The organism is Kitasatospora sp. Xyl93, assembly GCF_055383135.1.
The window spans coordinates 7,404,271-7,429,644 of record NZ_AP029185.1; the positions used below are offsets into that span (position 1 = coordinate 7,404,271).

At 74.1% G+C, this 25,374-nt stretch carries 25 protein-coding genes and 1 pseudogene; 11 read left to right on the top strand and 15 right to left on the bottom strand.

The window, feature by feature from the left end; translation table 11 throughout:
* Positions 1-165: 165 nt before the first annotated feature.
* Entirely contained in the window at positions 166-834 is a 669-nt protein-coding gene (locus ACZ5GH_RS32160) for a GntR family transcriptional regulator (protein ID WP_387753896.1), read from the top strand.
* Positions 835-919: 85 nt separating this feature from the next.
* Positions 920-2,167 carry an MFS transporter gene (locus tag ACZ5GH_RS32165; RefSeq protein WP_387753894.1) on the top strand — a complete coding sequence of 416 codons (1,248 nt, stop codon included), beginning with the start codon at positions 920-922 and terminating at the stop codon, positions 2,165-2,167.
* Positions 2,168-2,531: 364 nt separating this feature from the next.
* Here the strand turns inward: ACZ5GH_RS32165 and ACZ5GH_RS32170 are convergent, their stop codons facing one another.
* Positions 2,532-4,598, bottom strand: coding sequence for an MDR family MFS transporter (locus ACZ5GH_RS32170; RefSeq protein WP_464336033.1), 2,067 nt, complete (start codon positions 4,596-4,598; stop codon positions 2,532-2,534).
* 185 nt (positions 4,599-4,783) lie between these two features.
* On the opposite strand from ACZ5GH_RS32170, the gene ACZ5GH_RS32175 reads away from it, so the two are divergent.
* On the top strand, positions 4,784-6,289 hold the full coding sequence (locus ACZ5GH_RS32175; RefSeq protein ID WP_387753890.1) for an MFS transporter: 1,506 nt from the start codon (positions 4,784-4,786) through the stop codon (positions 6,287-6,289).
* Entirely contained in the window at positions 6,286-6,927 is a 642-nt protein-coding gene (locus ACZ5GH_RS32180; RefSeq protein ID WP_387753888.1) for a maleylpyruvate isomerase N-terminal domain-containing protein, read from the top strand. Before ACZ5GH_RS32175 ends, ACZ5GH_RS32180 begins: the two co-directional genes overlap by 4 nt.
* A gap of 13 nt (positions 6,928-6,940) precedes the next feature.
* Here the strand turns inward: ACZ5GH_RS32180 and ACZ5GH_RS32185 are convergent, their stop codons facing one another.
* A complete protein-coding gene (locus ACZ5GH_RS32185) occupies positions 6,941-7,255 on the bottom strand; it encodes a hypothetical protein (RefSeq protein ID WP_464336951.1) in 315 nt (104 codons plus the stop codon).
* Between ACZ5GH_RS32185 and ACZ5GH_RS32190 the strand changes: the two are divergent.
* A pseudogene (locus tag ACZ5GH_RS32190) lies at positions 7,212-7,301 on the top strand (DNA-binding response regulator); the annotation flags it as partial. The gene ACZ5GH_RS32185 and the pseudogene ACZ5GH_RS32190 overlap by 44 nt on opposite strands.
* Before the next feature lie 99 nt (positions 7,302-7,400).
* Here the strand turns inward: ACZ5GH_RS32190 and ACZ5GH_RS32195 are convergent.
* From ACZ5GH_RS32195 to ACZ5GH_RS32215, 5 genes are all read right to left on the bottom strand, one after another.
* A complete protein-coding gene (locus ACZ5GH_RS32195) occupies positions 7,401-8,240 on the bottom strand; it encodes an SAM-dependent methyltransferase (RefSeq protein WP_464336034.1) in 840 nt (279 codons plus the stop codon).
* A 114-nt stretch (positions 8,241-8,354) separates the two neighbouring features.
* Positions 8,355-9,104, bottom strand: coding sequence for a hypothetical protein (locus tag ACZ5GH_RS32200; protein ID WP_464336035.1), 750 nt, complete (start codon positions 9,102-9,104; stop codon positions 8,355-8,357).
* A 373-nt stretch (positions 9,105-9,477) separates the two neighbouring features.
* Entirely contained in the window at positions 9,478-10,488 is a 1,011-nt protein-coding gene (locus ACZ5GH_RS32205) for an SdpI family protein (protein WP_387753882.1), read from the bottom strand.
* On the bottom strand, positions 10,485-10,832 hold the full coding sequence (locus ACZ5GH_RS32210; protein WP_464336036.1) for a GntR family transcriptional regulator: 348 nt from the start codon (positions 10,830-10,832) through the stop codon (positions 10,485-10,487). The genes ACZ5GH_RS32205 and ACZ5GH_RS32210 overlap by 4 nt, the downstream gene beginning before the upstream one ends.
* 75 nt (positions 10,833-10,907) lie before the next feature.
* Positions 10,908-12,698, bottom strand: coding sequence for an oleate hydratase (locus tag ACZ5GH_RS32215; protein ID WP_464336037.1), 1,791 nt, complete (start codon positions 12,696-12,698; stop codon positions 10,908-10,910).
* A gap of 272 nt (positions 12,699-12,970) precedes the next feature.
* Between ACZ5GH_RS32215 and ACZ5GH_RS32220 the strand changes: the two genes are divergently transcribed.
* Positions 12,971-13,534 carry a universal stress protein gene (locus tag ACZ5GH_RS32220; protein WP_464336038.1) on the top strand — a complete coding sequence of 188 codons (564 nt, stop codon included), beginning with the start codon at positions 12,971-12,973 and terminating at the stop codon, positions 13,532-13,534.
* A gap of 313 nt (positions 13,535-13,847) precedes the next feature.
* Here the strand turns inward: ACZ5GH_RS32220 and ACZ5GH_RS32225 are convergent, their stop codons facing one another.
* Both ACZ5GH_RS32225 and ACZ5GH_RS32230 read right to left on the bottom strand, forming a co-directional pair.
* On the bottom strand, positions 13,848-14,276 hold the full coding sequence (locus ACZ5GH_RS32225) for an RNHCP domain-containing protein (protein ID WP_387753872.1): 429 nt from the start codon (positions 14,274-14,276) through the stop codon (positions 13,848-13,850).
* A 31-nt stretch (positions 14,277-14,307) separates the two neighbouring features.
* Positions 14,308-14,676, bottom strand: a complete 369-nt coding sequence (locus ACZ5GH_RS32230) for an RNHCP domain-containing protein (RefSeq protein ID WP_387753870.1) — start codon at positions 14,674-14,676, stop codon at positions 14,308-14,310.
* Positions 14,677-14,990: 314 nt separating this feature from the next.
* Between ACZ5GH_RS32230 and ACZ5GH_RS32235 the strand changes: the two genes are divergently transcribed.
* Together ACZ5GH_RS32235 and ACZ5GH_RS32240 are read left to right on the top strand one after the other, a co-directional pair.
* Positions 14,991-15,635 carry a GNAT family N-acetyltransferase gene (locus ACZ5GH_RS32235; RefSeq protein ID WP_464336039.1) on the top strand — a complete coding sequence of 215 codons (645 nt, stop codon included), beginning with the start codon at positions 14,991-14,993 and terminating at the stop codon, positions 15,633-15,635.
* A gap of 165 nt (positions 15,636-15,800) precedes the next feature.
* A complete protein-coding gene (locus ACZ5GH_RS32240) occupies positions 15,801-16,721 on the top strand; it encodes a Clp protease N-terminal domain-containing protein (protein ID WP_387753866.1) in 921 nt (306 codons plus the stop codon).
* An 84-nt stretch (positions 16,722-16,805) separates the two neighbouring features.
* Here ACZ5GH_RS32240 and ACZ5GH_RS32245 read toward each other — a convergent pair whose 3' ends face one another.
* Positions 16,806-17,222 (bottom strand): DUF3592 domain-containing protein, encoded by a 417-nt coding sequence (locus ACZ5GH_RS32245; RefSeq protein ID WP_387753864.1) that lies wholly within the window; start codon positions 17,220-17,222, stop codon positions 16,806-16,808.
* Positions 17,223-17,385: 163 nt separating this feature from the next.
* Here ACZ5GH_RS32245 and ACZ5GH_RS32250 point away from each other — a divergent pair, with 163 nt between their 5' ends.
* Together ACZ5GH_RS32250 and ACZ5GH_RS32255 are read left to right on the top strand one after the other, a co-directional pair.
* Positions 17,386-18,372 carry a right-handed parallel beta-helix repeat-containing protein gene (locus ACZ5GH_RS32250; protein WP_464336040.1) on the top strand — a complete coding sequence of 329 codons (987 nt, stop codon included), beginning with the start codon at positions 17,386-17,388 and terminating at the stop codon, positions 18,370-18,372.
* 210 nt (positions 18,373-18,582) lie between these two features.
* Positions 18,583-18,750, top strand: coding sequence for a hypothetical protein (locus ACZ5GH_RS32255; protein WP_387753861.1), 168 nt, complete (start codon positions 18,583-18,585; stop codon positions 18,748-18,750).
* A gap of 159 nt (positions 18,751-18,909) precedes the next feature.
* Here ACZ5GH_RS32255 and ACZ5GH_RS32260 read toward each other — a convergent pair whose 3' ends face one another.
* Positions 18,910-20,274, bottom strand: a complete 1,365-nt coding sequence (locus tag ACZ5GH_RS32260) for a hypothetical protein (protein ID WP_464336041.1) — start codon at positions 20,272-20,274, stop codon at positions 18,910-18,912.
* A complete protein-coding gene (locus ACZ5GH_RS32265) occupies positions 20,264-21,034 on the bottom strand; it encodes a hypothetical protein (protein WP_464336042.1) in 771 nt (256 codons plus the stop codon). The genes ACZ5GH_RS32260 and ACZ5GH_RS32265 overlap by 11 nt, the downstream gene beginning before the upstream one ends.
* 29 nt (positions 21,035-21,063) lie before the next feature.
* Here ACZ5GH_RS32265 and ACZ5GH_RS32270 point away from each other — a divergent pair, with 29 nt between their 5' ends.
* A complete protein-coding gene (locus tag ACZ5GH_RS32270; RefSeq protein ID WP_387753855.1) occupies positions 21,064-21,942 on the top strand; it encodes a glycosyltransferase family 2 protein in 879 nt (292 codons plus the stop codon).
* A gap of 23 nt (positions 21,943-21,965) precedes the next feature.
* On the opposite strand, the gene ACZ5GH_RS32275 is transcribed toward ACZ5GH_RS32270, so the two are convergent.
* The 3 genes from ACZ5GH_RS32275 to ACZ5GH_RS32285 are packed head-to-tail and all read right to left on the bottom strand — an operon-like array spanning position 21,966 to position 25,273.
* A complete protein-coding gene (locus ACZ5GH_RS32275; RefSeq protein WP_464336043.1) occupies positions 21,966-23,129 on the bottom strand; it encodes a DegT/DnrJ/EryC1/StrS family aminotransferase in 1,164 nt (387 codons plus the stop codon).
* On the bottom strand, positions 23,126-24,181 hold the full coding sequence (locus tag ACZ5GH_RS32280) for an NAD-dependent epimerase/dehydratase family protein (protein ID WP_464336044.1): 1,056 nt from the start codon (positions 24,179-24,181) through the stop codon (positions 23,126-23,128). The genes ACZ5GH_RS32275 and ACZ5GH_RS32280 overlap by 4 nt, the downstream gene beginning before the upstream one ends.
* 18 nt (positions 24,182-24,199) lie before the next feature.
* Positions 24,200-25,273 carry an NAD-dependent epimerase/dehydratase family protein gene (locus ACZ5GH_RS32285; protein WP_464336045.1) on the bottom strand — a complete coding sequence of 358 codons (1,074 nt, stop codon included), beginning with the start codon at positions 25,271-25,273 and terminating at the stop codon, positions 24,200-24,202.
* Between the last annotated feature and the right edge of the window lie 101 nt (positions 25,274-25,374).

Below are 25,374 nucleotides of genomic sequence, written 5' to 3' on the forward strand. Positions count from 1 at the left end.
CCGACAGAGCTGGTGGCCCGGCCCATCCTCGGCCCTGCCGGAGGGGCTGAGAAAGCGCATTCTTCCGGCGCTGAGCAGTACCGAAACCGTTGCTCCGGCCCGGCCGGGCGGCCCTGCCAGGGATGTTGCATCTAAGCTTGCATCTATGGTGCTACGGTGTGCTCCATGGCCGACACCCCGCCCCCCGCCCGCGTCCCGGCCGCGGACCGCGCGTACGAACTGACCAAGGACCTCATCCTCGGCGGCGGCCTCCCCGGCGGCACGCTGATCAGCGAGGGCGAGATCGCCGAGCGCGCCGCGATCAGCCGCACGCCGGTCCGGGAGGCCTTCCTGCGGCTGCAGGCCGAGGGGCTGCTCCAGCTGTTCCCCAAGCGCGGAGCCGTCGTGGTGCCGGTCGGCCCCGGCGAGGCCGAGGACGTGCTGGAGCTGCGCGAGGCGCTGGAGAGCACCGCCGTCCGCCGGATCACCCGCCGCCCCGACGGCCTCGACGCGCTGGTCCGGCAGCTGTCCGAACTGATCGACCAGCAGCGCGAGCCCGCCCGCCGGGCCGACCTCGGCGCCTTCGCCGACGCCGACGAGGCCTTCCACCGGGGCATCGTGGCGGCCTCCGGCAACCAGCTCGCCGAGCGGTTCTACGGGACGCTGCGCGACCGCCAGCGCCGGATGGCCGTCCAACTGCTCCAGGTGCGGCCGGAGCGGCAGCCGCAGCGGCTGGCCTCGCTGGTCGAGGAGCACACCGTGCTCGTCGAGCGGATCGCGGCCCGCGACGCCGAGGGCTTCACCGCCGCCCTGCGTACCCACCTGGACGCCCACCGCGCCGTCACCGACCGCTGAGCCCGCCCCGTCGCGCGCCGGACGCTCGGGGCGCACGCCCCGACCGACCGCCGGGACCGACCATCCGACAAGGAGCAGCACCGCCATGAGCACCACCCGGCCACCGTCCGCCGGTCCCGTCGCACCGTCCGGCCGGGGACGGCCGTGGCTGGTCGCGGCCCTGGCCATGCTCTGCTGCGGGTGGGGCGGCAACCAGTTCACCCCGCTGCTGCTGATGTACCGCCACCTCGGCGGCTACTCGGAGGTCACCGTGGACGCCTTCCTGGGGGCGTACGTCCTCGGGCTGGTCCCCGGACTGCTGGTCGGCGGCGCCGCCTCGGACCGCTACGGGCGCCGCCCGTTGATGATCGGCGCGGTGGCCGCCTCGCTCGCCGCCAGCGGGGTGCTGTGCGCCGGCACGGCCGGTCAACTCCCCATCTACGCCGGGCGGTTCCTCACCGGCACAGCCGTCGGCATCGCGATGGCGGTCGGCACCAGCTGGGTCAAGGAGCTCTCCCAGGCCCCGCACGACCCGGCCGCCGACGCCGGCGCCGGTGCCCGCCGCGCCTCCCTCGCCCTGACCGTCGGCTTCGGCCTCGGCGCGGGGGCGGCCGGGGCGCTCGCCCAGTGGGGCCCCTGGCCGATGGTCAGCCCGTACCTCGCCCACCTGCTGGTCACCCTGCCCGCGCTGTTCCTGCTCCCGAGGGCCGTCGAGACCCGGGCGCGCTCCGCCGCCGTCCGCAGCCTCGTGGCCGACCTCAAGGTCCCGGCGGCCGGGCACCGGCGCTTCGTACGGGTGGTCCTGCCGATGGCCCCCTGGGTGTTCGGCTCGGCCGGCGTCGCGTACGCGGTGACCCCGCAGCTGGTCGGCGACCGGCTCGGCGACTGGTCGCTCGCCTACGCGACCCTGCTGACCGTCCTCACCCTCGGCACCGGCGCCCTCGTCCAGCCCTTCGCCAAACGCCTGGACTCGCTCTCCTCGGCGCGCGGCGTCATCGTCTCCATGGCGCTGATGGCCTGCGGCATGGCCGTCTGCGCCGCCGACGCCGCGGTCCGCTCCCCGCTGCTCGGCCTGGCCGGCGCCGTCCTCCTCGGCGCCGCCTACGGCATCGGGGTGGTCTCCGGGCTGCTGGAGATCCAGCGCATCGTCACCCCCGACGACCTGGCCGGCATCACCGGCGTCTACTACGCGTTCTGCTACTCGGGCTTCCTGCTGCCCGCCGTGCTCGCGGCGCTCTCCCCGCTGGCCTCCTACACCGTGATGCTCGGCGTGCTGACGGCCCTCGCCCTCGCCAGCCTCACCGTGATAACCGTCTCCTCCCGCCGCCCCACCCCGGCCGAAGCCACCCGTTGACGACGGACTCCGGCACGAGCGGGGCAGGCCCGGAGAACAGACGGTCGGGACACGTCCAATCCCGGTCGGTCGGCCGGCCGTCCGTACGGTCTGGGAGACAATCGGGAAGGGAAGGAGACGCGTTGTGAGTACAGCGCCCCGGGTCCCTGGCGACTACAGCATCGTCAGCGATCCCGAAAGGGCTCTGAAGTACGCGATCCGGCAAACGGCGGGCGACCGCACCGAGATCATCGAGGGCGTCATCACCCCCATGTCGCCGTCATGGGCGCACGAGTCCGTCGCCGAGAGCGGCCCGCATCCCTTCGGCACCCCCGTCCGCCTCCCGGCGCCCTTCGACCTCGATCTCGACCTCGACACCACCCGGCTAGACCTTCGCCACCTCCGTCGGGCGGGCGTGGGCGGGGAGGCCGTTGGTGAGGTCCTCGACGAGGAGGCGCCAGGCGATGGCGTCGGCGGCGGCGCGGAGGCGGGGGCTGCGGGGGCGGCCGGCGTCGGCGTCGAGGCGGGCGTTGAGCCAGTCGGACCAGGCCCGGGCGAGGGCGCGGACCTCGTGGGTGCCGGCCTCGGTGGGGGAGAGGCGGTCGCCGTCGCGGAGCAGGTAGCCCTCGGTGGTCAGCCGGGTGAAGACCGGCTCCAGGACCTCGGGCGGCACCCGCTTGCGGGCGGCGATGAGGTCGAGCGAGGCGTGGCCGACGGCCTTGGTGTGGCCGGCCACCTCCATCAGCGCCCAGGCCCCGGCGAGGTCCACCCGGGTGTCGGCGGTGGAGACGATCGACCGGACGGTGTCGAGATCGACGCCGCGCACGATCCTGCAGACCGAGTACTCCAGGTGCGGGTCGGAGTCGGCGGTGGTCGGCTGGGCGAAGCCCTCGCCCATGTCGGTGGAGCCCGCCCGGGCGGTGTCGCGCAGCTGCACCTGTTTGAGGAAGAGCGCCACCACGAAGCCGACCACGGCGACCGGGATGGTCCACAGGTACACGGTGTGCAGCGCGTCGGAGTAGGCCTGGACGATCGGCGCGGCCTGGTCGGCGGGCAGCTGGTGCAGGCCCTGGGGGCTCTGTGCGGCGCGGCTGAGCACGGCCGGGTCGGCGCCGGAGAGCCGGGCGGCGGTGCCGACCCCGTCGGTGAGCTCGGTCTTCAGGCTGTTGGCGTAGATGGTGCCGAACACCGCGGTGCCGAAGGAGCTGCCGATGGTGCGGAAGAAGGTCACGCCGGAGGTGGCGGTGCCGAGGTCGGCGTAGTCGACGGTGTTCTGCACGGCGATGGTGAGCACCTGCATGCTCAGCCCGATGCCGGCGCCGAGCACGAACATGTAGAGCGAGGCCAGTGCGGTTCCGGTGCCGGGTTCGAGCCGGGAGAGCAGGTAGAGGCCGAGGGCCATCACGGCGGTGCCGACGATCGGGAACAGCCGGTACCGTCCGGTCTTGCTGACGGCGTTCCCGCTGCCGATCGAGGCGATCAGCAGACCGATCACCATGGGCAGCGTCCGGACGCCGGAGACGGTCGCGGAGTCGCCGTCCACGTACTGGAGGAAGGTCGGCAGGAAGGTCAGCGCGCCGAGCATGGCGAAGCCGACGATGAAGCTGAGCACCGAGCAGACCGTGAACACCGGGTTGCGGAACAGCCGCATCGGCAGCATCGGTTCGGCCGCCCGGGCCTCCACCCGGCAGAACAGGCCGAGCGCCAGCGCCCCGCCGGTGAACAGGCCGATGATCACCCCGGAGCCCCAGGCGTACTGGTTGCCGCCCCAACTGGTCGCCAGGATCAGCGCGCCCGCGCCGGCCGCGACCAGCACGATGCCCAGGTAGTCGACGACCGGGCGGGTCGCCGAGCGGACCGCGGGGATGGTCCGGGCGGCCGCGGCGACCACCACGACCGCGATCGGCACGTTGACGTAGAACGCCCAGCGCCAGGACAGGTGGTCGGTGAACAGCCCGCCGAGCAGCGGCCCGACCACCGTGGCCACGCCGAACACCGCGCCGATCGCGCCCTGGTACTTGCCGCGCTCGCGCAGCGGGATGACGTCCGCGATCAGCGCCATGGAGGTGACCATCAGGCCGCCCGCGCCGAGGCCCTGCACGGCCCGCCAGGCGATCAGCAGGGTCATGTCGGTGGCCAGACCGCACAGGAACGAGCCGCCGACGAAGACGATCGCCGAGACCTGGAACAGCAGCTTGCGCCCGTACAGGTCGCCGAACTTGCCGGCCAGCACGGTGGCCACCGTCTCGGCCAGCAGGTAGGAGGTCACCACCCAGGACATGTGGGCGGCCCCGCCGAGGTCGGAGACGATGGTGGGCAGAGCGGTGCCGACGATGGTCTGGTCGAGGGCGGCCAGCAGCATGCCGAGCACGATGGTGGCGAAGACGACGTTCCGCTGCCGGACGTCCAGCACCGGCGGGGCGGAGGGCGCGGTCTCGGTGGCGACGGTCATGCCGTCAGCCTCCGGGGTGCGGACGGCGGTCGCGATCCGGTTCGGCCGTTCGGGTGAAGCGGGCCGTCGCGGCCCGGTCGGCGGCCCGGGTGGCGGCCCCGGGTGGGCCGGGCGACGATGGCCGGACGACGCCGGCCTACGGTCCCCCTGGGCCAGGACGCCCCGGCCCCCGGGAAGAGGCCCCCATGAACGCCGACCCCCCGCGCGGCACCGCGCACCCGACGCACCCCGGCGCCACCGCCGTGGGCGGCCGGGCCGCCGCCCGGCGCTGGCGGGCGCTCGCGGTCTGCCTGGTCGCCGGCTTCATGACCCTGCTGGACGTCAGCATCGTCAACGTCGCCCTGCCGACCGTGCGGGACGGGCTGCACATGTCCGACAGCGGCCTGCAGTGGGTGATCACCGGGTACTCGCTGGCCTTCGGCCTGGTGCTGGTGCCCGCCGGGCGGCTCGGCGACGCGCGCAGCCGGCGGGCCGTCTTCCTCGCCGGGCTCGCCCTGTTCACCGCGGCCAGCGCGCTCGCCGGCGCGGCCCGCAGCCAGGAGTGGCTGGTGCTGGCCCGGCTGTTCCAGGGCGCGGCCGGCGGGGTGCTGGTGCCGCAGGTGTCCGGCTTCATCCAGGTGCTGTTCCAGGGCCCCGACCGCGGCCGGGCCTTCGGCGCCCTGGGCGCGACCATCGGGCTGTCCACCGCCGTCGGGCCGCTGCTCGGCGGGCTGCTGATCCACCTGGTGGGCCCGCAGGACGGCTGGCGCTGGGTGTTCCTGGTCAACCTGCCGATCGGCGTCGCGGCCCTGCCGATCGCCTACCGGCTGCTCCCGGCACCGCCGCCCGCCGCCCAGCGGGCCGGGCACCGGGACTTCGACCCGGTCGGCGTGCTGCTGCTCGGCGCCGGGACGGTCGCGCTGCTGCTGCCGTTCGTCCAGGCGCAGCAGTGGCACGGCGCGACGCGCTGGCTGCTGCTGCCGCTGGCGGCGGTGCTGCTCGCCGCCTTCGTCGGCTGGGAACTGCACTACGGGCGGCGGCGCGAACCGCTGGTGAGCATGGCGCTGTTCACGGTGCGCCCGTACGCGGCGGGGGTGCTGCTGTCGCTGGTGTACTTCGCCGGGTTCACCGCGATCTTCTTCATCTTCACGCTCTACCTCCAGGCGGGCCTGCACTACTCGGCGCTGACGGCGGGCCTGGCGATCACGCCGTTCGCGGTGGGATCGGGGGTGTCCGCGGCGGTGGGCGGTCGCCTGGTCAGCCGGCTGGGGCGGCGGCTGGTGGTGACCGGGCTGGTGATGGTGCTGACCGGACTGCTGGCCGCGGCGCTCGCGGTGCAGCTGTGGTCGGGGCCCCGGGTGGGCTGGACGACGGCGCTGCCGCTGCTGGTCGCCGGGGCGGGCAGCGGGCTGGTGATCGCCCCGAACCAGACGCTGACCCTCCAGCAGGTGCCGGTGGCCCGGGCGGGCAGCGCGGGCGGGGTGCTGCAGACCGCGCAGCGGGTCGGCTCGGCGGCGGGCATCGCCGTCGTCGGCTCGGTGTTCTTCGCCCACGCCGCCGGCCCCCGGCCGGACTGGGCGCTGGCCTTCCAGCTGGGGGTGACGGTGGCGGCCGGCCTGGTGCTGACGGCGCTGCTGGTGGCGGTCGCCGACATGGCGTCGGGCCGGGGGAGTTTCCGGGCCGCCGGGCCGCGGGTAGGGGACGGGCCGTGACGGACCCCCGAACGGACTTCCTGGCCGCCGCCGGCGCGGCCGAGGACCTGCTGCGCCGCCCCGAGGTGGCGCAGGCCTGGCAGCGGCCGAGCGCGCTGGAGCGGTGGAGCGTCGGCGGCCTGGCCGGGCACCTGGCCTACCAGGTCTTCTGCGTGCCGGAGCTGCTGGCCGCCGCCGTGCCGACGGAGCCGGTGGTCGGTCTGCTGGACCACTACGCCCGGTCGGCCTGGGTCGGCGCGCCGCCCGACGCGGACCTCAACGTGCGGATCCGGCAGGGCGGCGAGGCCCTCGCGGCGGACGGCCCGGCCGCCCTGCACCGCCGGCTCGCCGCCGTGCTGCCGGAGCTCGCGGCCGACCTGGCGGCGGCGGACGGCACCCGCCCGGTCCGGCTGCCCTTCTGGGGCCCGTGGTCGCTCACCCTCGACGACCTGCTGGCCACCCGGACGATGGAGCTGGCCGTCCACGGCGACGACCTGGCGGTCAGTGTCGGGCTGCCGAGCCCGGAACTCCCCTGGGACGCCGCCGAGTCGGTGTTCGGCCTGTTGACCCGGCTGGCCGCCCGGCGGCACGGCCGGGCGGCGGTGCTGCGGGCGCTCAGCCGGGCCGAGCGGGCGCCGGGGAGCATCGCGGCGTTCTGAGCCCGCGGTCGGGTCAGTGGTCCCGGCGGTGGACGGCGACCGCCGCGACGGCCACCGAGGCCGGCGACCACACCGCGAAGGTGATCCAGGCGCCGGTGACGGTGGCCGGGTACTCGGACGGGCGCAGACCCGCCAGGGTGGTCCGGGCCAGCCGCTGCCAGGCGGGCAGCGGCAGGGCGTGCAGCAGGTCGGCGCTCCAGCGGTAGCGCTCGGTGATCAGCGTCGCCCTCCGGGCCGGCGCGGCCCGCCGGGTGATCGGCCGTCGGCCGGAGCGGGTCGCCCTGCTGCCGGCCGAGCTCGTCGCCCGGGACCGGGTGCAGCTGGTCATCCTGGCGTACGAGGCGGGCCTGGTCTCGGTCTCGGCGTCAGGCTGACCGGAACCGCCGCGGAAACGACCCGCCGCGGAGCGATTCCGCCGAAGGAACGACCCCGCCGCGGAAACGATTCGGCGGTCGATCGCGAAGCGCCGGCGCTCAGCGCTTGATCGCCACGCCCGCGTACATCGCGATGTCCTGGTCGCGGACGGGCGCGGCGTCGGCGTCCGGGCGCCAGTGGTGCACCAGCGTGACGCCCGGGTCGAGCAGCTCGTAGCCGTCGAAGAACGCCTCCGTCTCGGCCTTGTTCCGGATCTGGAGCGGGATGCCGCGCGCGTTGTACTCGCGGCCGACGCCGCCCACGCCCACCGGGTCGGTGTCGCCGGTGAAGACCGTCAGGGCGAGGAAGCTGCCGGGCGCCAGTGTGTCCATGAAGCGGCGCACGATGCCCTGCGGGTCGTCCTCGTCCAGCACGAAGTGGACGATCGCGATCAGCGACAGCGCCACCGGCTGCGAGAGGTCGAGCACCTCGCGCAGCCGGGGGTCGGCGATGATCGACTCCGGGTCGCGGAAGTCGGCGTCCACGTAACAGGTGCGGCCCTCGGGCGAGCTGTCCATCAGGGCCCGCGCGTGGGTCAGCACGATCGGGTCGTTGTCCACGTACGCGACCCGGGCCCCGGGGGCGACCGCTTGGGCGATCTCGTGCACGTTCGGCGACGTCGGGATGCCGGTGCCGATGTCGAGGAACTGCCGCACGCCGTACTCCTCGGCGAGCCGGCGCACCGAGCGCTGCATGAACTCGCGGGTGGTGCGCATCGAGATCGGCAGCGACGGCCAGGCCTGCACCGAAGCGTGCGCGGCGGTGCGGTCCGCCTCGAAGTTGGTCTTGCCGCCGATGAGGTAGTCGTAGACCCGGGCGGAGTGCGGAACGTCCATCCGCAGGTCCACCGACGGGTAGTCCTCGCGCGGACCGTGCTCCGTCCGGATCTCGTTCGCCATGCTCGTTCTCCCGCTCCTGGACATCCGTTCCCGGACGACCCGTCACCGGCCGCCGTGGTGGCGGTCCACGGTGCGCATGGTAACGGTCGCCGGATACGGCGGGGTGACGGGGTCTCAGGCCGGTGCCTCCGGGGAACTCGGTTCGAGCACGACGGCGCCCGGCTGGCGGGGCACCGCGGCGGTGTCGGCGTCGCGCCGGCCGTGCGCCGCGAGTTCGAGCGCGGCGCCGATCCAGGCGGTGCCGAAGGCCCAGGCCGCCAGCCACTCGGACAGGTAGAGCGGCCGCACCGACCAGTCGGAGCCGACGCCCGCCGCCCCGGCCAGGACGGAGAGCGCCAGGGCGGCCAGGATCACCACCCCGGCCACCAGGTAGGCCCTGCCCACCCGGGCCGACTGGGCGGAGCGGGGATTGCGGAAGGAGTAGAGGCAGAACAGCGCCAGCATGACGAACAGCAGGCCGGCGAAGACCAGGTGGAGCACCCCGATGGTGCGCTGGACGCCGGACGCGCCGTCCGGGGTCGTCGGGCACAGCGCGACCCCGAGCGCGAAGAACCCGGCGGCCGTGCTCCAGCGGTCGTCCCGGCGGTCGAAGCGGTAGCAGATCAGGAACACCCCGAGGGCGCACAGCCCGCCGACGAAGAGGTCCCGGGTGTCGGTGTAGTAGGAGCCGCTCATCGAGTCCGGCCAGAAGCCGTCGGTGCTGCGCCCCATCACCTGGGCGGCCAGCCAGTTGCCGAACGGCAGGGCCGGCGGCAGCAGGATGCCGATCAGGCCGACGCCGAGGCGCAGGATCGCGATGGTCCGAACGTCCTGGGCGCTGTGCCGGACGTCGGGGGAGTGCTGCGTGCGCGAGTCGTTGGGCACGGACGCCTCCTTGCCTTTCGCACGGGCGCGGGGCCCGCTGGTCCTCCGGTCGCGAGGGGACGGCGCGGGGCGGGGCGGACGGGCGCCACCACACACCTGAGCGACCGTCGACTTGTGTACCCGGATCGGCGTTCGAAGCACCACCGATCCAGGCGGTTTACGTCCTCGGTGACCGTCCGGAGAACCAGGGTCACCATCGACCACGGCTGCCCGGGCCGTACCGGTCCGACGGCCCCGGGCGGGTCGGGTCGGCGCTCCGGGAACGGGGGTCGGACCAGCGGACCGGCGGCGCGAAGCGGGGGAGTCCTGACGACGGCGGAGGCGGTCCGGCCACCACGGCCGGACCGCCTCCGCCACTTGCGGCCGAAACGGCTCAGCCGGTGGGCTGCCGGGTGTGCGCGATCAGCGCGTTGAGCAGGGCCGCCCCGCGCTCGGCGTCGTCCACGCTGACCGCGAAGTCCGTGCCCCGGCGGGTGCGGACCACCAGGCAGACACCCCGGCGCAGCATCACGGTGGTGCCGAGCCCGTTGATCCGGTAGCCCCAGCCGCCCGTCTGCGCGGCGGTGCGCTCCTCGGCGCGGGCGGAGTCGAGGTCGGCCGGGGACCAGTGGCGGGCCGGCCAGCCGAACGGGCCGAAGCCGACGGTCAGGCCGCGGGCGGTCACCCGTACCCGCACCGAGCAGCAGGCCAGGCACGCGAGGGAGGCGACGGTGAACGGCAGCACCAGCGGCCAGTCCAGCTCGGAGACCCCGCTCACGACGGCCAGCAGCCCCGCCGCCGCGGCCAGTCCGAACACCGCCGCGGCCAGCTGCAGCCACGGGTTGGCCGCCCGGGACAGCCAGACGAACCGCTCGCCCGCCGGCACCTCCAGCGCCGGCGCCCCGGCCGCCGGGCGCGGATCGGGCCGGCCGCCGTAGCGGCGGCTCGCCAGCCAGACCAGCAGCCCGGCGAGGCCGGTGGCCAGCAGGACGAGGAGCACCTCGACGCCCATCGGTGCGGCGTCCTGCCAGCGGGTGCGGTCCAGGTTGGCGTGCACGATGGAGGCCTGCGCCCCCGTCAGCAGCACCCCGCCGGTCGCCAGCGTGGCCGCCGCCGCCCCCGGCAGCCGACCGGCCCGGTAGCGCTGCAGGGCCACCGCGGTCAGCACCAGCACCGCCCAGAACAGCGCCGGGACGAGCGTGGCCGCCGTCAGCGACATCGAGTCGTTCGGCTTGCGCCCGTCCCAGTGGGTGGCCAGCTGGTCCGGCAGCCGGTGGCGTGCCACCAGCGGCAGGGCGATCAGCAGCGCCAGCACGCCGACCGACCAGGCCGCCGCGGCCCAGACGGCACCGCGTGGTGCCCGCCGCTGCGCCGCCGTCGGCTCCGTCGTTCCCTCGTCCGTCACGACATCCCCCTGATCATGTCCACGAGATCGTTCCTGCTATAGCCGTCCCGGGCCGCGTCCTCGACCAACCGCCGTACCCGCTCGACCAGTTCGGAGCGGGTGTCGGCGCCGGTCGCGATCGTGATGCCGCGGCCCCGGCGGAACTCCAGCACCCCCTCGTCGCGCAGCGTGCGCAGCCCGCGCAGGACGGTGTTGGTGTTCACCCCCAGGGCCCGGGAGAGCTCCCGGGCCGGGGGCAGTTTGTTGCCGGGGGCGCATTCGCCCTCGGCGACGGCGCGTCTGATCGCTCCGGCGACCTGTTCGTGCAGTGGTCGGGTGTCCCCGATGTCCAGCTTCAGCAACATGGTGCTAGTGACGATAGCACCATTCATCGCTGAAGCCATCCTCCCCGCGCCCGCCCGTTCCGCCGCGCGCGGCGACTACCCCCGCTCGTCCCCGATCAGGCCGAACTCCTGCATCAGCTCGCCGATCTCGGTGGCCTCCAGCCGGTGCAGCAGCCGCTTGCGCAGGAACTCCGGCCCGGGCAGGTCGAGTTCGGCGCCGTCCCGGAGCCGGGTGGTGGCGGCGAGCAGCTTGCGCACGTCGTAGGTGGAGTTGAACACCTCGGGCACGCCGCGCTCGACGTCGAGCAGCCGGTAGACGGCCTCCATGCCGGTGCGCACCGAGTACTCGGTGGTGAAGACGCAGTCCCGGGTGGTCTCCGCGAACTGGCCGATGAAGGCGAAGTTGACGGCGCCCTCGGGCACCACGTCCGGCCGGTCGCCCGCGTGCCGGGGCAGGAAGAAGGACGTCACGTACGGCATCATCACCGGCACGCAGCGGGCGGCCCGCGCGGCCAGCTCGGGGATCTCCTCGACCGGCACGCCCAGGTGGTACAGCCACTCCTGGGTGATCTCCTCGCCGGTGCACTCCTGCATCGGCTTCTTCACGAAGTCGCCCGGGCGGTCGACGAACAGCGAGTAGACCCAGGCCACGACCTGGTCGGCGGGCTGCTTCCTGAAGTGCGGCTGGCGGTTGACCGTCCAGCTCAGCAGCCAGGAGGAGTCCCGGGCGGTGACGATGCCGCCGGTGACCACGCCGCCGCCGAACGGGTCGCGCCCGGCGACCTTCCGGATGTAGTGCGGGATGCGCGCGTCCAGGGTGGTGACGGTCGCCGACTCCCACTTGCTCTCGGCGATGTTGCCGCAGAACACCTCGGGGCGGCCGAACGCCGGGTCCTTGGCGGCGATCCGCCGCCACAGGTCCCAGGCCGGGGCCGGGCCCTCGTCCAGCCGGGCCGGGGTGTGCTGGTCGCCGTCGTCGGAGTTCTCGGTGAGCGAGCCGATGGTGGTGAACACCAGGTCGTCCGGGCCGAGGTCCACCCCGCCCTCCCGGCCGGCCTCCCGCCAGTGGATCCGGGTGGCCTGCTTGCGGGCGGGGGAGTCGGCGGTGGCCGGGGTGAGGTCGAAGTCGATGTCGGTGACCTCGACCCCGTAGCGGAACCGCACGCCCTGGTCCATCAGCCAGTGGGTGAGCGGCAGGACCAGGGACTCGTACTGGTTGTACTTGGTGAACTTCAGCGCGGACAGGTCCGGTAGGCCGCCGATGTGGTGGACGAAGCGGTGCAGGTAGAGCTTCATCTCCAGCGCGCCGTGCCACTCCTCGAAGGCGAACATGGTGCGCCAGTACAGCCAGAAGCCGCTGTCCAGGAAGTTCCGCGAGAAGACCTCGTCGATCCGCTTGCCCTCCAGCTCCTCGCGGGTGGCGAGGAAGACCCGGACCAGGTCCTTCTGCGCCTTGTCGTCGAGCGCGAACCGGCCGTCGGTACGGGCGTCCTGGCCGCGGCGCTCGGTGACCCGCTGGAGCGAGAAGTTCGGGTCGTCCTTGTTCAGCCAGTAGAACTCGTCCAGCACGGACGCGCCGTCGACCTCCAGCGAGGGCACCGAACGGAAGAGGTCCCACAGGCACTCCATGTGGTCCTCCAGCTCGCGCCCGCCGCGGACCACGAAGCCCTTCTCGGGCACCTCGATCCCGTCCAGCGCGCCGCCGGCCAGCTTCAGCCGCTCCAGGACGGTGATCCGCTCGCCGGGCACCTGGCCGTCCCGGACCAGGAAGGCCGCGCCGGCCAGGGCCGCGATCCCCGACCCGACGAACCACGCCCGCTTGCGGTCGGCCCCCTCCGGCTTCCTCGGCCGGGCGAACGCCTCGTAGTTGCCGCTGCTGTAGTACAAGCCCGTGCTCCCTAGAAAGTTCGGCATCGAACCGCCCGTCGGGCATGCCGCATCCCGGCGGGCCTCTCCATCCACCCATCCGTTGGTGATCTTCGCCTGCTGAGTAGGCCGAACGGGGGACGCGCGGACGGGCCGGACACCCGGCGGGCCGCGTATGGAGGGCGTTGGGAACACCGCCCGGAACGTCAGGAAGTCGTCAAGGAGCGCAGGTCAGCCCGGCTGCGGCGGTTGGCTGGGGAGCGACGCGGAACACGACCACACGAGGACGGATCATGCACGGCAACGGGCGGCACGCGGACGGCGCGGCGCCCCGGGTGGTGGTCGGGGTCGGTGGGTCGCTGGGAAGCCTGGCGGCCCTGCACCGCGGCCTCGCCGAGGCCCGCGGCCGCGGCGCGGACCTGGTGCCGGTCCTCGCCTGGGAGCCGCCCGGCGGCGAACACGGCTACCGGCGCTCGCCCTGCCCGCCGCTGCTCGCCGCCGTCCGGGAGGCCGCCGAACAGCGCCTGCGGGACGCCCTCGACGCGGCCTTCGGCGGCGCCGACCCCGGCGTCCCGCTGCGCCCGGTGGTGATCCGCGGCGAGGCCGGCCCGGCCCTGCTGCACGTCGCCGACCGGCCGGACGACCTGCTGGTCCTCGGCCGGAGCGGCGGCCCGCTGCACCGCCGGCTGCGGCGCTCGGTGCCCGGCTACTGCTCCCGGCGGGCGGGCTGCCCGGTGCTGACCGTCCCGGTGCCCGAGCTGCTGCACGACCTGCACCGGCTGGAGTCGGCGCGGCGGCGCGCCCGCCGGCACCTGCCGGCCGGTCCGCTGCCAGGGCTCCTCGCGGCGGAGCGGTAGAGCGGTGGTCCGCGGTGCGGACGCACTCGGCCGGCCCGGGGTGTCGCCGCTGCGCTTCGACAGCCCGCGCTGAGCCGCACTCCGCGCTGCGGCGACGCCCCCGTGGACGGTCCGCCGGTGGACGGTCCGCCCGTACGGACGGACCTGACCGAGCACCCGGGGCTCCGGCCGGTATCCGGAGCCCCGGCGAACGGGTGGGGACAGGTGGCCGGACGCGCGGGGCGGTCGCCGGTTCGGATGGCGGCCCCGCCCGTACGGACGGGCCCGCCGCGACCACCCCGCGCGCTCCACTCGGGTCGTGCGGATCGAGCGGTTACAGCGTGAGCAGCGTGCGGTGGGCCAGGGTGGTGTCCCGCAGCGGTTTGAGGGCCAGGCGGACCAGGGCCAGGGCGTTGTCGTCCCCGGCGATCCGGTTGGCGCTCAACTCACCGCAGGACAGGCACTGGTGGATGATCATCCACTCGCCGTCGGCACGGACCGACAGGCTCAGCACCGCCATCCGGCCGCCGCAGCCGGCCGCCCGGTCACCCGGTATCCGGCCGTCGACATGACGGCTGGCCAGGCAGTTCGGGCAGTGGTTGCGATGGGCCGTGCCGGGGGCGTCCAGCGGGACGTCCAGCCGGCAGTCCACGCAGCGGAAGGCGTTCGCCCGGTGGCCGCCCTGCTCGTGCAGGACGTCCTTGTGCCGCTGCGGGCGGCGTTCCCGCCGGCCCCCGCCGTCGGTGTTCTTGCGTCGTGGCATGGTTCGCCGCTCCCTCCTCTCCCTGCGCGGTTCAGAGGGTGCCGAACGCTTCGAGCGGGAACGGCGGTTGGGCGAGCGGCCGGACGGCCATCCGCATCAGGACGAGCTGGTTGTCGTCCGTGCAGACCGGAGTGGACGTCAGCTCGTCGCACCGCACGCACCGGTGGACGACCGTCCAGTCGCCGGTGCGCAGCACGGCGATGGCGATCGGCGACATCCGGCCGTGGCAGTCGCTCGGACCGCCCTCGACCTGGTCGACGACGTGCCGGGAGTGCAGGCAGGACGGGCAGTGGTTGCGCCGCGTGCCGTCGGCGGCGTAGGTGGAGACGGTCAGACCGCACCAGGCGCAGGCGAAGGTGGAGGTCTTCAGGACGGGGGGAGTGCTGGAGGTGCTGGACACCCGGGGTGCTCCTTGCTGGGGGGTTCGTGCGATGGCAGCAAGAGCAGGCCGAGTGGCCTCGACGGTTCGTCAGGCAGGGGCCGTCAGGCGGCGTGGCGAGGCGCACTCGGCGCAAGGCGGGACATCAAGACACCCTCTCGTCGGGCACGCGGCCCGGGTCGTCGACCGGTACGGAACGGCGTCAGCGTAACCACGGCGGTCGCGCCGGCGCCAACGATTTATCCGTCGGCCCGTTCGTCAGCCTGCCCGTCCGCCCCGCTCGTCAACCGGCCCTCGCCGCCGCGCCGGAGATAAAGGGCACGCAGGATGTCCGTATGCAGATGACCAACGTGCCGCAGGCCGCCACGCTCGATGACGCGTCGTCAGTCAGCCGGTCCCTGGCCCTCGCCTTCGCCGACGACCCGGCGATGTGCTGGCTCTTCCCCGACCCGGCCACCCGGCCGGCGGGGCTGGACGGTTACTTCACCACACTGTTCACCCGGCAGTACGTCCGGCACGGGGTGTGCGAGCGGACCGCGGACGCCGCCGCCTTATGGATGCCGCCGCAGGCGCAGGACAAGGCCGTCCCGGACGCGCAGACGCTCGGGGAGCTGACGGCGCTCGTCGGTGACCGGGCCGAGCCGTTCCGGCGCTCCATCGACGCGGCCGCCGCCAACGTGCCGCAGGAGCCGCACTGGTACCTGGCGGTCATCGGCACCGACCCGGCGGCCCAGGGCCGGGGGCAGGGCGCCGCACTGCTGCGCTCCGGGCTGGCCAGGGCCGACGCGGAGGGCCTGCCGGTCTACCTGGAGTCCTCCAAGGAGACGAACCTCGCGGTCTACCGGCACTTCGGGTTCGAGGTGCTGGAGGAGGTCCGGCTGCCGGAGGACGGGCCGGCGCTCTGGGTGATGCGGCGCGGGGCCGGGGCCCGAGGGCAGGACGCGCCCCGGCGCCGGCCCCGGGCAACCCGTCCTCGGTGAAGACCACCGCCGAGCCGAGCGCGTCTGTTCCTCCGCGTCCGTCCGCCGGGTCCGGTCGGGTTCCGCGTCCGAGCCGCCCGGACGCGGTCCCGGTGTGCGGGAAACTCTAAAGAGAAGGAAAAGCGGGCATATGGTTCCAGTAAAGCCGCAGTCGTGGGAGGGCCGATGGAGACGACCATGCTGGAGCCGGACTGGCACGCGCTCGGCGAGCCGGGGGCGGGGCGGCTCGGGACGGAACACCTGTTGCTCGCCGTGGCCGGGGGGACGGGCCCCGCCGGCCACGCCCTCGCCGCCGCCGGGGCGGGCGTGGACACCCTGCGCGCCCTGCTCCGGGAGCGCGAGGGGCGCTGGACGGCCGACGACGGTCCCGCCGCCGTCCCCGCCCGGGAGGTGCTCGGCACCACCGACGAGGACGGGCGGCTGCTGAGCGCGGCCGCCGCCCGGGCGCTCGCCGCCGCGACCGGGCACGCCGGCCGGGACGGCCGTCCGGCCTGTACCGCCGCCGAGCTGCTGCGCGCCCTGCTCACCGACGAGGACGACCGGCCGACCCGCGCCGCCGAACTGCTGCACGCGGCCGGTGTCGCCCCGCAGGCCGTCCTGGACCGGCTGGACGCCGCCCGGCAGCCGGGCGGCGGACTGGACCCGCTGCTGCGACCCACCCGGGAGGCGCTGCTGGCCCGCCGCACCCGGCGGGCCCCGCGCTGGAAGCGCCTGCTGCGGTCGGGCCCGTCCGGTCCGGCGGCCTGGATCCGGCTGGAGGCCGACGCCCAGGCCGAGCGCCTCGGGCGCCGTACGCCCGGCACCGAGCACGTCCTGCTGGCCCTGCTGGCGGTGCGCGAAGTGGCCCGCCACGAACCGGGGTTGGCGGAGGAGCTGGACGCCGGCGAGCTGCTCGCCGGGCTCGGCCTCGACTACGCCCGGGCGCACGCCGCGCTCGGCTCCGGCGTTGTGACGCTGCCCGCCGACCCGCGCGCGGTCGAGGCCTACCTGGCCGAGGCCGAGGGCGCGGGCGGTGATCGGTTGGTCCGGGCGCTGCTGGAGGAGGACACCCGGGCCCGGCGCCTGGTCGAAGCACTGCGGGGCTGAGGAGCTGCCGCGGGGGCGGACCGCAGGGGCGATCCACGTCACCGTCGCCGACGGCCCGCTCGCCGTGGCGACCGGCGCGGCCGCTCAGAGCACCGCGGCGCCGAGCGCGATCGCGCCGAGCACCGCCAGCACCCCGAGCGCGAGGAACCCGTACTCCAGCCCCGCGCGCTCCCGCCCGTCCACCAGCACCTGCCGAGGGTCCGCCGGGTCGTAGCGGACCGGGACGAAGCCGCCGTCCGGCAGCGGGTGGCGGGTGGTGGAGGGGACGGGGGAGAAGACCTCGACCACCCGGCCGTCCGCGGTCTCGAACTGGAGCAGCGGCCGCGGCGGCAGGGTGCGGTCCTCCGGGGCGAGGGCGCGCTCGCGCACCAGCGCCCGGACCGGGACGCCGACCCGGCGCAGCCGCCGCAGGTCGCGCAGGCCGACCGCCCCGGCGAGGTAGGCGACCACGCCGCCCAGCGCGCCGAACACCACCACGGCGAACCCGGCCGTACCGCCCATCGCCGCCTCCCTGTCCGCGAACCCGCCCCGGGCTCCAGTATCACGCGGACGAGGCGCTCTTGACGCCCCGGAGTGGTCCAGTCCACCCTGGGCGACGGCATGTTCCTGTCACCACCGGCCCCGTCGCCCCGGCCGGCCCCGACCACCGCAAGGAGCACCGTCCGTGACCAAGCGCCCCGCCGCCGCCCCCGCCGTCCTCGCCGCGCTCGCCGTCCTCGCCCTCGGCGGCGCCGCCCCCGCGGCCGTGGCCGCCGACGCCGCCACGCCGGCGGTGGTCAGGGTCAGCACCGCCGAACAGCTCCGGAGCGCCCTCGCGGCCGCCGTGCCCGGCCGGACCATCCAACTCGCCGACGGCACCTACTCCGGCAACTTCAAGGCCACCGTCGCCGGTACCGCCACCGCCCGGATCACCCTCGTCGGCTCCGCGAACGCCGTCCTCACCACCCCCACCGGCGGCGGCTACGGCCTGCACCTCGACGGCGCGAGCTACTGGACCGTCCAGGGGCTGACCGTCACCGGCGCCCAGAAGGGCATCATGGCCGACGCCGCGAACCACGTGGTGCTGGACGGCGTGACGGTCCACCACACCACCATGGAGGGCGTGCACTTCCGCAACTCCAGCGCGTACGGCACGCTGCGCGACTCGCGCGTCCACGACACCGGCCTGAGCCGGGACGGCAAGGGCGAGGGCGTCTACGTCGGCACCGCCAACACCCTCTCCGACCACAGCGACCACGTGCGGATCACCGGCAACACCTTCGGCCCGAACATCGGCGGCGAGAACGTCGACCTCAAGGAGGGCACCACCGGCGGCCTGGTCTCCGGCAACACCTTCGACGGCGACGGCCTCACCGGGCGCAACTACGACGACTCCTGGGTCGACGTGAAGGGCAACGACTACGTCATCGAGAACAACACCGGCCGCCGCACCACCGACGACGGCTACCAGACCCACAGCGTCCAGCCCGGCTGGGGCTGCGGCACCGTCTTCCGGGGCAACCGCTCCGACCTCACCGGCGCCACCGGCCCGGACCGGTACGCGATCGACGTGACCGACTACGACGCGGCGAGGTGCAAGGTCACCATCGGTGCGGGCAACACCGTCACCGGGGGCCGGGGCCTGGTGAACCCCGGCGTCCCGGTGGGCTGAGCCCGCGACGGCGCGCCGAGCACCTCCGGCGGACCGCGGACCGCGGACCGCGGCCCGCCGGCTACAGCGCGTCGAGCGGTACGTCCGGGTCGGCAAGCGCCCCGGCGTCCACCACCCGTCCCGAGCGGACCAGTTCGCGGATCGGGTCGGTGACGTCGCTGGATCCTGGCCGCCTAGCCTAGGTGCCCCCTTCTTCTTCGGGGAACCTTCATGCCTCAGATCAACCTGCCCGACGGCACGCCGCCATGGCTCGCCGGGGTGGTTGCCGTCGTCGTCGCGCTCGCCGTGGCCATCCGCCTCCTGGCCGGCGCTGTACTACCCAAGCAGTCAGCGCACCGCCTCACTTGGTGGCGGGAATGGTGGAAGCGGCACAAGTAGCGATCAGCCCCACGACGGCGCCGGGATGCTCATGGCGAGATGTGCACGGTGTCCTGCGAGATGATCGCCAGGCCTTCACCGACAAGGGACCGCAGGCTCTGGTTGTACTCGTCTTCCCCGACACAGAGTTGCCCCGAAGGACGATCAGGGCTGGCCGGCTCACGCCTGAGCTGATGACCGGTTGTTCCATCGCTCCTCCTCCGTCCTGTCGCGCAGGTGCGCGACGAGCCAGGGCACCAGCCGCGGGGCCGCCACGGCCGCCACCCGTTCGGTCGGGTGAAGGAGGCCGAGGGAGCACTGCTCGGCTGTCCAGACGGTCACCCGGGTCAGCGGGGCGGCCGGGTTCACGCCGAGCTCTCCCTTCGGGCCGCAGGTGCTGTTGAAGGGAGCGGTGACGTTCTGGCGGTTCCAGTACGTCCACGCCTCCGCGGCCTTCTCCTGCTCGAAGAGGTGGTAGAGCTGCGGGTACCGGTCCAGGAGACGGACCTCGCGGAACAGGAGCTGGCCGAGCAGCGGGGTGGCCGACGTCCGCAGGTCGTCGGTGGTCGCCGCGGCGAAGGTGAACGTGGAGGCGTCGGCGGCTGGTGTGAGGGCGGTGGCCGCGAAGCGGTGGGAAAGGCGGTCGCGAACGAAGCCGGCGGCCGTCTCGGACAGCCCGGGCTCGATGGTGTCGACGAGCTGGAGCAGTCGACGGTGGCAGGGGTGGAAGCGGCTGAGGTCGAAGAGGGTGCCCATGCCGTCGACGGCGGTGAGGACGAGCTGCCTGTAGAGGTGGTTGTTCATCTCGCCCAGCTCGGCGTAGGACTTCGTCGCGGTGCTCGTGGAGTGGAGCATCAGGTACTCGGCGACGGTCTCGAAGTAGAGGTAGCCGAGGTAGGGCATCACCGGCACGGTGGCGGCCACCTGGTCGAGGAAGTGACCGGCTTCCGGGTGCGTGCGGCCGGCGGCGAGGCCGAGCATCAGGTCGAGCAGCGGTGCGGCGGCGCGCACCCGGTCGGCCACCGACCGGGCCACCTTCTCGTCCTCGGTGGGCGTCAGGGCACGGCGGTGGCGGTCGAAGGCGCGCAGGTGCACGGAACCCAGGCGCAGGTAGTCCAGACCCGCCGCCTCGGCCGTGCGGTCGGGGGTGATCTCGATGACCAGGGGCGTGCTGTCGCGCCTGCTGTCCAGCGCGGGGAGGGTGTCGAGGAGGTGGGCGCCGAGGTTGTGCGGGCGCAGCGCGCCGCCGGGCAGCGGGGTGAGGGGGGAGCCGTAGATCGCGCCGACGAGGCAGCCGGTGGAGGCGAGCAGGTGGCCGCTGGTGCGGACGGCGTCCAGGGAACGGGTCAGGTGCAGCAGGTGCAGGGGGCGGCCGGAGGCGAGGGCGGTGAGCATGGCGTTGCCATCGGGCCGTAGCAGGTGCCCGTTGGGGGTGTGCTGGAGGTAGTGGCGCCAGTGGTCCGGGGTGGCGGCGAGGCCGGCGGGCAGGTGCGTGCCGGTGGGGGAGTCGAGGTCGGTGTGGGCGAGGTCCCAGTCAGATGGCACGGGGCGTCTCCTTTTCGGTCGACAGGGCGCGGAGCGCCAGGTGGACGGCGTGGGTGTCGGTGGCACCGTCGAGGCGGGCCTGTTCGGTGAGCACCACCAGCTCGTGGGCGAGGACGGGTGCCCAGACGGGGACCTGGAGGCGCAACTGGTGGAGGGCGGGCCACCAGCGGGTGGCGGGGAGGCGGTAGCGGTCGAGGGCGTCGGCGGCCTTGAGCAGGTCGACGGCCAGCCGGTGGCGCCGGTAGGCGGCCTGCTGCTCGGGGGTGAAGGCGTGAGGGGGGACGTCGTGGAGGGCGACGGCGGTGATTGCCTCGGCGCTGGGGGTGTGGCCGAACGCGGTGTGGAGGCTGGCGGGGTGCTGGGTGAGCCAGTCGGCGGCGCGCCGGCCGTGGCCGGGGTCGGTGCGGTCGTTGAGGCGGCGGCAGTCGTGGCAGGCTGCCGCCGCGGCGAGCGCGAGCACTCGGCCGGGTGCGAGGTGGTGGCCGACGGCGAGCAGCTGGACAAGGACGGTGACCCGGGCACCGTGCAGGACGCCGTGGATGGAGGTGGTGGTCTCCGTGCGGGCGAACCAGGACCGATCGGGTACCAGGACCGCCGCGGGGTATGGCAGTCTGGGCCGCGCACCCGGACGGACCGGCCGCTGGTCGGCGATCCACGCCAGCGTCGGCCGGTCCATCACCTGGTGGTCGGGCAAGCGGCCCGCGGCCGCCAGCTCGTGCAGCGGCCGGCGGGCGTCGGTGCTGGGTGTCGGAGAGTTCATCGAGTCCTCGAAGGGTCAGGTCGGTTCGCATGGGCGTCACGCTGGGCGTGGTGGTGCTGACGATGGGCAACCGGCCCGCCGAGCTGGCGGCGCTGCTGGAGTCGGTGCAGGCCCAGGACGGCGCCGACACCGGAGTGCGCGCGGTGGTCCTCGGGCAGGGCGTCAAGCTGCCCGAGCTGCCCCAGTGGGTGGACGCGGTGGAGCTGCCGGAGAACCTGGGCATCCCTGGAGGCCGCAACGCCGGCGTGGAGCGGCTTCGCGAGCTCGGCGGCACGGATGTGCTGGTGGTGCTGGACGACGACGGACTGCTGCCGCGCACGGACACCTTCCGGCTGATCCGGGAGGCGTTCGAGCAGGACTCGAAGCTGGGCATCGTCTCCTTCCGGATCGCGGACGAGACCGGGTTCACCCAGCGCCGCCACGTCCCCCGCCTCGGCGCCTCGGACCCGATGCAGTCCGGCCCGGTCACGACCTTCCTCGGCGGCGGCCACGCCATCCGCATGACCGTGATCGACCAGGTCGGCCCGTTCCCCGCACCGTTCTTCTACGCCCACGAGGAGACCGACTTCGCCTGGCGGGCCCTGGACGCCGGCTGGGGCATCGACTACCGCGCCGACATGGTGCTCCAGCACCCCCGCACCGACCCGGCCCGCCACGCCGCCTACTACCGCATGACCGCCCGTAACCGTGTCTGGCTCGCCAAGCGCCATCTTCCCGCCCCGCTGGTGCCCGTCTACCTGGCTTCCTGGATCGGCTACACCCTGCTGCGCCGCCCGCCGATGGAGGGCTTGAAGGCGTGGTGGGGCGGCTTCTTCGAGGGTGTGCGGGTGGCATGCCCGCCGCGACGGCCGATGCGGTGGAGCACGGTGCGCCGGATGGCCCAGCTGGGGCGGCCGCCGATCTTCTGACGGGCGCCCCGGCCAGGGTCGGGTCAGGCCCAGATGGCGTGCATCGCGTTGATGACCCGTTGCACGTCGGCCGCGGTCATGGCTGGGTAGCACGGCAGGGACAGCTGCCGGGCAGCGACCTGTTCGGTGACCGGCAGGTGGCACTCCAGCTGCCGGTACGCCGCGAGCCGGTGCACCGGCGTGAAGTGCACACTGGTGCCGATCCCGTGCACCTCACGCAGTGCGTCGGCCACCGTGTCCCGGGACCGGCCACCGACCGGGTCGATCAGCACCGGGTACAGGAACCAGCCGTGCCGGACCCCGTCGAGGACGGCCGGCAGACGCAGCCCCGGAAGGCCTGCCAGGGACCGGTCGTAGGAAGCGGCGATCCGGCCCCGGGCGGCGGTGAAGTCCTCCAACTTCTCCCACTGCCTGATGCCGACCGCCGCCGTGATGTCCGGCATCACACTCTTGAGGCCGGGTACGGTGACCTCGTAGTCGGCCGTGCGCCGCTCGCCGTGCCGCCGCCAGGCTGAGGAGTCGATGCCGTGCCGGCCCAGCAGCCGCGCCTTCCGGACGAGGTCGCCGTGCCCGGCGAGCACGCCGCCTTCGCCGGTGGTGATGACCTTGTTGGCGTAGAAGGAGAAGACGGCCAGGTCTCCGACGGAGCCGACCCGCGCGCCGTCGCGCCAGGCGTGCAGCGCGTGGGCGGCGTCCTCGATCAGCAGCAGCGCGTGGTCGTCGGCCAGCTTGCGGAACGCGGCGAGGTCGCAGGGCTGGCCGCCGTAGTGCATGACGGCGATCGCCTTCGTCCGCGGGGTGATCGCCGCCTCGGCCGCCGCAGGGGCGAGGTTGAAGGTCACCGGGTCGATGTCGGCGAACACCGGGCGTGCACCACACTGGACGACGGTGTTCGGCACCGCGCAGAACGTCAGGCTCGGCGTGATCACCTCGTCCCCGGGCCCGATCCCGGCCGCGAGCAGCGCCAGGTGCACGGCCGCGGTGCAGGACGACACCGCGAACGCGTCCTGCACACCGAGCGCGTCCCGCACGGCCTCCTCGAACCGGGCTGCCTTCGGTCCGTGGGTCAACCAGCCCGAGCGCAGGGTGTCCAGGACCTCCGTCTCCTCTTCCGGTCCGATCGAGGGCCGGTTCCACGGCAGAAACGGCGCGGTGGTGGCGGGCGTGGCCGGCACGTCAACGGTCATGACGCCTCCCACGCGCTGGTGTACTCGGCGCCGTACCGGCGGCAGGCGGCGCTCTCCAGACGGCCGACCTTCCCGGAGGTGACGGCGCCGAGCAGCCCGCGGTGGTTGTCGTACTGCGCCTGCCCGGGGTCGGTGACGGCGCCGGTCAGCACCAGGTCGGCGATCTCCCGCACACCGTCCTTGAGCGCCGTGGCGCACGCGCCGGGCAGCGCCTGCTCGATCCGGGCGAAGCTCACCCGGTAGTCGCGGGCGTCGGCCTCGTCCCGCTCCGGTCCCCGGTCGATCACCGCGCCCGGCACGACCTCGGCCACCGTGGCGGCGATGTCTCCGATGGTGTGGTTCTCCGGGTCGCTGCCCACGTTCCAGGTACCGGTCAGCCGCTGCTCCAGTACCCCGGCCAGGACCCGCGCCACGTCGCCGACGTGTACGAGCGGCCGGCGCTGGGACCCGCCGTTGAGGGGGATGCGGCCGCTGGAAGCCGCGTGGGACGCCATCTTGTTCACCACCGAGTCCAGCCGCTGGCGGGGCGAGGCGCCGTGCACGGTGGCCAGGCGAAGGCACGCCGGCGCGCTCTGCGAGCCGAGGACGTCCGGGAGCCGCCGTTCGGCCAGCACCTTGGTGCGGGCGTAGACGCCCAGCGGGTTGGGCTCGGTGTCCTCGTCCACGGTGCCCTCGTGCAGCCCGTAGACGCTGCACGAGGAGAAGAAGACGTAGTGCCCGACCCCGGCCGCGGTGGCGGCCTCGGCGGCGATCATCGGGCAGGCGTAATTGAGCTCGACCGCCAGCTGCTCGTCCAGCTGACTGGCCGGCTCGCCGACGATCCCGCCCAGGTGCACCACGGCGTCCGCGTCCGCGCTCACGCGGGCCAGCAGAGCGGCGTCGCGCAGGTCCCCGTGCACGAAGCGGGCGGTACGGGGAAGCAGCGCGGCGGGGTCGTCCTCGCGGTGGTAGATCAGCCCGTCCACCACGGTGACCTCGTGGCCGAGGGCAGCCAGGTGGTGGGAGGCGACGGTGCCCAGGTAGCCGGCACCGCCGAGCAGTACGACATGCATCAGGGGTGATCCCTTCGTTCAGGCGGCCAGCGCGGCCGAGGTCGGGGCGGGGGTGGGGGTGCGAGGAGTGGTGAACCAGTCCGGGATTGCTCCGGGGGAGGCCTTCAGCCAGGCGACGTAGCGGCTGATGCCGTCGGCCAGGGTGATGCCGGGCTGCCAGCCGAGGAGATCGGTGGCCAGGCGGGTGTCGGCGCAGCCGCCGCGCGGGTCGCCCGCGGGCATGGGCGTCGTGATGAACTCCGCGCCCGGGTAGTGGCCGGCGATCAGCTCGCCGATCTGCCGGACCGTCGTGGCCACGCCGGTGCCGACGTTGACGGTCCGCCCGGCCATCCGGTCGGTGACCAGGGCGAGGACGGTGGCGCGGGCGATGTCCTCGACGTGCACCATGTCCCGCACCTGCCGGCCGCCGCCGTTGAGTCGGATCGGCTGCCCGGTGTGGGCGGACATGGCCATCCACGGCACCATCCACGAGTGCGACCCGGGCTTGGGCGCCTGCGGCTCGCCGTAGACGGAGAAGTACCGCACGATCGCGTGTTCCGTCCCGGTGCCGGAGAGCATCAGCCGCACCTGGTGCTCCGCCCAGACCTTGGTGTTGGCGTAGACGGAGATCGGGTCGAGCGGCTGGTCCTCGGCGAACCGGGACGGGACGTCCCCGACCGGGATGCCGTTGCCGTACACGGAGGCGGAGGAGACGAAGACCAGACGCTTCACCGCGGCCCCGGCGACGGCGTCCAGCAGGACCTGCGTGCCGTGCACGTTGGAGGCGAACGCGATGTCGGGCCTGCGGGTGCACGCCGCGACGTCCGCGTACGCCGCCGCGTGAACCACGAAGTCCGCCCGCCGGGCCATCCAGTTCACGGTGGCCTTCTCCCGCACGTCGCCGAGGACGACTTCCGCCGCATGCCGGTCCACCTCGAAGCGGTCCCGCACCGGGTGCGGGTAGGCGTCGAAGCGGTCGAGCACAAGCGAGCTGGCCCCGGCGGCGGCGAGCTGCGCGACGATGCGGCTGCCGACCAGGCCGCCGCCACCGGTGACCAGCACCGTGGCGCCGTCCAGCTGCCGCAACCGCGGATCGGAGGACACGTCAGCCATGAGGAATGAACCTCCTGAGGGGGTGTGGTTGGGTTCCGCCAGTGAAACGCCGGATCACCCGGCAGCGGTACGGTGGCGGCCCACCGACCCCGTTCAATCTG